Source organism: Falsiroseomonas sp. RANM36, assembly GCF_056682175.1.
This window is the reverse complement of sequence record NZ_JBWXTD010000003.1, coordinates 1,661,260-1,666,669: the sequence shown is the minus strand read 5'-3', so window position 1 is coordinate 1,666,669 and position 5,410 is coordinate 1,661,260. Positions and strand designations below refer to the sequence as shown.

The window sequence follows — 5,410 nt, the reverse complement described above, 5'->3', positions numbered from 1 at the left end:
GCCCCCCCCCCCCGGCCCGGGCCGGCCCGGGGGGGCCGCCGCGCCGCGCCCCCGCCCCGCGCGCCAGCCGCGCACCGCGCGCGGGCGGCGGCGATGCGGGGCGGGCGAGCGCCGCGCCAACCGGGTCGGGCGCGGCGCCGCAGACCAGCGCCACCGGCACCTCGCGCCCGCCGAGGGCGGGGGGGCGAAAGGGGCCGGGGGAGAAGGGCGGGGCCATGCCGGCCGCCCCCGGGCGCAGCGCGCGCCCCGGCCAGAAGGCCGGCAGATGCGGCCAGGCGGCAAGCAGGGGCGCCGGCACCAGCAAGGGCGGCGGCTCGGGCGGCGTGGCGTCCGGCACGCGCGGATGTTACCCCGGATGGGCGGCGGCGCGCAGCGGCCCCGGGGCAACACCCGGCGCAACCTTCACGTGCGGGGGGTTGCGGCGCGCCATACTGTTTTGCCTCGATTCACCGTATCAGCTACATCCTGCAAGCGATGCATATCCCTGCCTCCTTCGGTCCGGCACGCCTCTCCACCGGTCTGCGCACCGCGCGGGCCGGCGCCCTGGCCGCCCTGCTGCTGCTTGCCGGCTGTGCAACCGGCGGCACCGGCGGGCCGGGCGAGGCGGCCTCGGCCCCGCCGCCGCTCCCGGCCGACCCGGTGGCGGCCTTCGCCGCCCAGGCGGCGCCGGGCACGGCGTCGCGCATCGTGCTGGCCGACGGGCGGCCGGCGACGGTGCGCGTCGCCCGCGCCTACATCTCCGCCAGCGGGCGGGAATGCCGCGAGGTCCTGGTGGGCGCCAGCACGCTGGAGCGCGCGCAGCTCGTCTGCCAGGGCGAAGGCGGCGCCTGGGCGCAGGCGCGGCCCTTGCTGCGCGGCGGCGGGATACCGCGCTGATGAGCGACACCGGCTGGGGCGGCTATCGCACGGCCGGGCATGGGGGCGGCCTCGGCCGCACCCTGGAGGGATTCCGCCGCCAGGCCACCGTGGTCCACGCGCTGCTGCTGCGCGAGATGCAGACCCGCTTCGGCCGCAACCAGTTCGGCTTCCTGTGGCTGTTCCTCGAGCCGCTGATGCTCGCCGGCGCGATCGCCACGCTGAAATCCACCTTCGAGTTCGGCCACAGCGTGCCGGGCGTGTCCATGTTCGTCTTCGCGCTGGTCAGCTACCTGCCCTACTTCACCTTCCGCGCCATCATCTCCCGCGCGCCGGGCACGCTGCGCGCCAACATGACGCTGCTCTACCATTCGCGCGTGAAGATGCTGGACGTGGTGCTGGCGCGCCACCTGCTGGAGATGGCCGCGGTGGTGACGGTGATGGCGCTGATCGTGGTCGGCGTCGCGATCTGGGGCGACCAGCCGCCGGCCGACATCCCGACGCTGCTGACCGGCCTGGTGCTGCTGTTCCTGCTGGCGCAGGGGCTGGGCCTGCTGGCCGCCGCCGCTTCCGCCGTGTCGGAGATCGCCGAGCGGCTGATCCACCCGCTGGTCTATCTCAGCCTGCCGCTGTCGGGCGCGCTGATCCCGCTGCATGTGCTGGACCCGATGGTGCGCGACCTGCTGCTGTGGAACCCGCAGGCGAACATCCACGAGATGGTGCGCGAAGGCTTCTTCGGCGACCTGCTGCCGAGCTATTTCAGCGTGGGCTACGTGCTGTTCTGGGTGGGGCTGTTCAACCTGCTGGGCCTGGCGGCGCTGCGTGCCGTGCGGCCGAAGCTGGAATTCTAGGGCGGGGCCGGCGCATGATCCTGCTCCAGGACGTCAGCAAGTTCTACGAGGTGCGCGGGAAGGGAAAGCGCTGGATCCTGCGCGACACCACCGCGGTGATCCGCCCGGGCGACCGGCTCGGCATCCTCGGGCGGAACGGCTCGGGCAAGTCCACGCTGATGCGCCTGCTCGGCGGCGTCGAATTCCCCAATCGCGGCCGGATCGAGCGGCGCATGTCCGTCTCCTGGCCGCTGGCGCACGGCATCGGCGTGCACAGCTCGCTCAGCGGCGCGGACAATGCGCGCTTCGTCGCGCGCATCTACGAGAAGCCGGTCGAGGAGCTGGTGCAGGCGGTGGACGACTTCGCCGAGCTCGGCGACTACATGTTCATGCCGGTCTCCACCTATTCGGCCGGCATGATGTCGCGCCTGCTGCTCGGCCTGTCGCTGGCGATGGACTTCGACTGCTACCTGATCGACGAGGCGACCAGCGTCGGCGACCAGCGCTTCATGGAGCGCACCCAGCACATCCTCGAGACCCGCCTGCGCAGCCGCGCCCTGGTGATGGTGAGCCACCAGCCATGGCATGTGCGCACCTTCTGCGAAACCGCCGCGATCCTCCATGAGGGCCGGCTGACCTTCTTCGAGGAACTCGATGAAGCTATCGCCACCTACGAGGCCCTCTGCCCCCCGCGCCGGGGGGGGGGCGGCGCCGCCGCGGGGGGGGCCGGGCGCGCGCCGGGCCGGCCGCCGCGCGCGCGGCGGCGGGATGCGCGTGCGGCACTGGTTCGCGCTGCTGGTGCTGCTGCCGACGCTGCTGGTGGGCGCCTACTACGTGTTCTACGCGGCCAACATCTACGAATCGGAGGCGCGCTTCCTGGTGCGCAACCGCGGCGGCGGGGGCGGCGGGGTGGATGCGCTGGGCGGGCGCGCCGCCGGCATCGCCAGCGCCATCTCCGGCGCTCGCGGCGGGATGGAGGAATCGCGCGCCGTCACGTCCTGGATCGGCAGCTACGCCGCAGTGAACAGCATCCGCGACGACCTCGACCTGGTGGAGATCTGGCGCCGCCCCGAGGCCGATGCGATCGCCGAGCTCTGGTGGGAGGCGCCGCAGATCGAGTGGCTGGCCTGGTATTTCCGCCGCCGGGTGATGGTCACCCTCGATCCCGAGACGGGCGTGATGCAGCTGCGCGTGCATGCCTTCCGCCCGGCCGACGCGCATATGCTGGCGCAGGAGGTGCTGCGCCGCTCCGAGGAACTGGTGAACACCTTCTCCGCCCGCAGCATCGCCGACACGCTGCGCGCCGCGCAGGAGGACGTGAGCAAGGCGGAGCGCCGGGTGATCGCGGCGCGCGAGGCGGTGATCGCCTTCCGCGAGCGCGAGCAGGCCTTCGACCCGGCCAGCACGGCGACCGGCGCGGTGACCACCATCACCCAGCTGCAGGGCGCGCTGGCGCAGGCCCGCACCGAGTTCGAGGAGCGCCGCCGCTTCATGCGGCCCGACAACCCGCAGCTGCAGGTGCTGCAGAACCGCGTGGCGGCGCTGCAGCAGCAGATCGCGACCGAGCGCGCCCGCGTGACCCGCGGCGAGGAGGCGCTGACCCAGCAGGTCGCCGCCTTCGAGCGGCTGGAGCTGGAGCGCATGATGGCCGACCGCGAGCTGGCCTCGGCCGTCGCCTCGCTCGAGGCGGCGCGGTCCGACGCGCTGCGCCAGCAGGTCTTCGTGATGCGCGTGTCCGAGCCGCAGATGCCGGAATACCCGCTCTATCCCCGCGCCACCTTCAACACCCTGACCGTCTTCGTCAGCCTCTCGGTGCTGTTCGGCATCGGCTGGCTGCTGGTCGTGAGCGCACGCGAGCATGTGAGCTGAGATGATCCTCCTGCGACGTTTCGGCCTTCCCGTCCTTCTCTGCGCCGCGCTGCTGCACGCGCTGCCCGCGGCGGCGCAGCTGCTGCCGCCCGGCTTCGGCGGCCGCGGCGGCCCGCCCCCGGCGGCCCAGCCGGCGCCGCCCGGCGCGGCGCAGGGCGTGGACGCGCTGCTGAACCGCAACGACCCGATCAGCACCCAGCGGCTCGGCACCGCGACGCAGGCCGAGGGCGGCGCGATCGCGGTCGGGCCGCTCGGCGACCCGATGCGCGCGCCCGGCCCGGCGACCGCGGTGTTCGGCGCGACGCTGTTCAACCGCGCGCCGCCGAGCCCCGCGGACACGCCGAACCCGAACTACGTGCTCGGGCCCGGCGACCGCGTCTCCATCACCATCTGGGGCTTCGTCGAAGGCTCGGTGCAGTCCATCATCGACCAGGACGGCAACGTCTTCATCCCGCAGGTCGGCCCGATCCGCCTGGCCGGCACGCGCGCCGGCGACATCCAGCGCGTGGTCGAGGCCGAGGTGCGCCGCGTCTATGCGCAGCAGGTGCAGGTCTATGCGACGGTGCTTTCCACCGGCTCGCTCGGCGTCTTCGTCACCGGCTATGTGCGCTTGCCCGGCCGGCATCTCGGCGCCGCCTCGGAAAGCGTGCTGGACTACCTGGCGCGCGCCGGCGGCGTGGACCCGGGCCGCGGGTCCTTCCGCAACATCGTGGTCCGCCGCGGCGGGCGCGACGTGGCGCGGGTGGACCTCTACAGCTTCCTGCTGAGCGGCAGGCTGCCGGAGCTCAGCCTGCAGCAGGGCGACACCATCGTGGTCGGACCGCAGGGCGCGCTGGTGGGCGCGGACGGGTCGGTGCGCAACAACTTCCTGTTCGAGGTGGCGGGCCGCGCCATGACGGGGTCGGAGCTGCTGCGCCTGGCGGCGCCGCTGCCGGCGGCGACCAATGCGGTGATCCGCGGCACCCGCGGCGGCCAGCCCTTCGCACGCTACGTCACGGTGCGCGAGCTGTCCTCCGTGCAGCTGCTCGACCAGGACACGGTCAGCTTCATCACCGACGCGCCGGCGCCGACGGTGCGCGTCAGCGTGGAAGGCAGCCGGATCGGGCCCTCGGTGCTGATCGCCGACCGCGACACCTCGCTCTGCACCGTGCTCGACTACATCGAGGTGGATCCGCGCCTGGCGAACACGCGCGGCGTCTTCCTGCTGCGGCCGGGCCTGGCGCAGGCGCAGCAGCGCACCATCAACGAGGCGCTGGACCGGCTGGAGCGGCAACTCTTCCTCGCGGTGTCGGCGACGACGGGCGTGGCGCAGATCCGCGCCTCCGAGGCCAATCTGGTCGCCAGCTACATCCAGCGCGCGCGCCGCACCGCGCCGGAGGGACGGCTGGTGGTGATGGACCGCGGCGGGCGCTGCGCCGATGTGCGGGTGCAGGATGGCGACACCATCGTGATCCCCGAACGCGTCGAGACGGTCCTGGTGGGCGGCGAGGTGCGCGCGCCGCAGGCCGTGGTCTGGCGGCAGACCATGCGGCTGTCCGACTACATCACGGCGGCGGGCGGCTTCGCCGAGCGCGGATCGAGCGGCTCGGTGATGATCCGCAAGGCTTCCGGCCGGCTGATCCTGGAAGCGAACGAGGCGCCGGAGCCGGGCGACGAGGTCATCGCCCTGCCGGCGCTCGATCCGAAATACTTCCAGATCGGCAGCGACCTGCTGAACGTGATCTTCCAGACGGCGCTGATCTACCGGACCTTCGACTGATCCCAAGGGGTCGCCTGCAGCGACCCCTTGGGCTTTTTTTCGCCTCAGTCGCCGGCGCGCCCTCCGGGCGCTTGGCTGCGCGCCACCTGGCGCGGCG

The 5,410-nt window shown here is 73.4% G+C and carries 5 protein-coding genes and 1 pseudogene; 5 read left to right on the top strand and 1 reads right to left on the bottom strand.

Going from position 1 to position 5,410, the window contains the following annotated elements; genetic code table 11:
- A partial coding sequence (locus tag AC1MIR_RS12910) for a hypothetical protein (RefSeq protein ID WP_480028554.1) occupies positions 1 to 337 on the bottom strand: 337 nt, incomplete at its 3' end.
- Between the two features lie 137 nt (positions 338 to 474).
- On the opposite strand from AC1MIR_RS12910, the gene AC1MIR_RS12905 reads away from it, so the two are divergent.
- The 5 genes and pseudogenes from AC1MIR_RS12905 (at position 475) to AC1MIR_RS12885 (ending at position 5,313) form a co-directional block, all read left to right on the top strand.
- Positions 475 to 876 carry a hypothetical protein gene (locus AC1MIR_RS12905; protein WP_480028553.1) on the top strand — a complete coding sequence of 134 codons (402 nt, stop codon included), beginning with the start codon at positions 475 to 477 and terminating at the stop codon, positions 874 to 876.
- The gene (locus AC1MIR_RS12900) at positions 876 to 1,706 is read left to right on the top strand and encodes an ABC transporter permease (RefSeq protein ID WP_480028552.1); all 831 of its coding nucleotides are present in this window, start codon (positions 876 to 878) and stop codon (positions 1,704 to 1,706) included. Before AC1MIR_RS12905 ends, AC1MIR_RS12900 begins: the two co-directional genes overlap by 1 nt.
- A 14-nt stretch (positions 1,707 to 1,720) precedes the next feature.
- A pseudogene (locus AC1MIR_RS12895) lies at positions 1,721 to 2,116 on the top strand (ABC transporter ATP-binding protein); the annotation flags it as partial.
- A 343-nt stretch (positions 2,117 to 2,459) separates the two neighbouring features.
- Complete coding sequence (locus tag AC1MIR_RS12890; RefSeq protein ID WP_480028551.1) at positions 2,460 to 3,554, top strand: KpsE/RkpR family capsule polysaccharide export protein; 1,095 nt, start codon at positions 2,460 to 2,462, stop codon at positions 3,552 to 3,554.
- Between the two features lies 1 nt (position 3,555).
- The gene (locus tag AC1MIR_RS12885; RefSeq protein ID WP_480028550.1) at positions 3,556 to 5,313 is read left to right on the top strand and encodes a polysaccharide biosynthesis/export family protein; all 1,758 of its coding nucleotides are present in this window, start codon (positions 3,556 to 3,558) and stop codon (positions 5,311 to 5,313) included.
- The last annotated feature ends 97 nt before the right edge of the window (positions 5,314 to 5,410 follow it).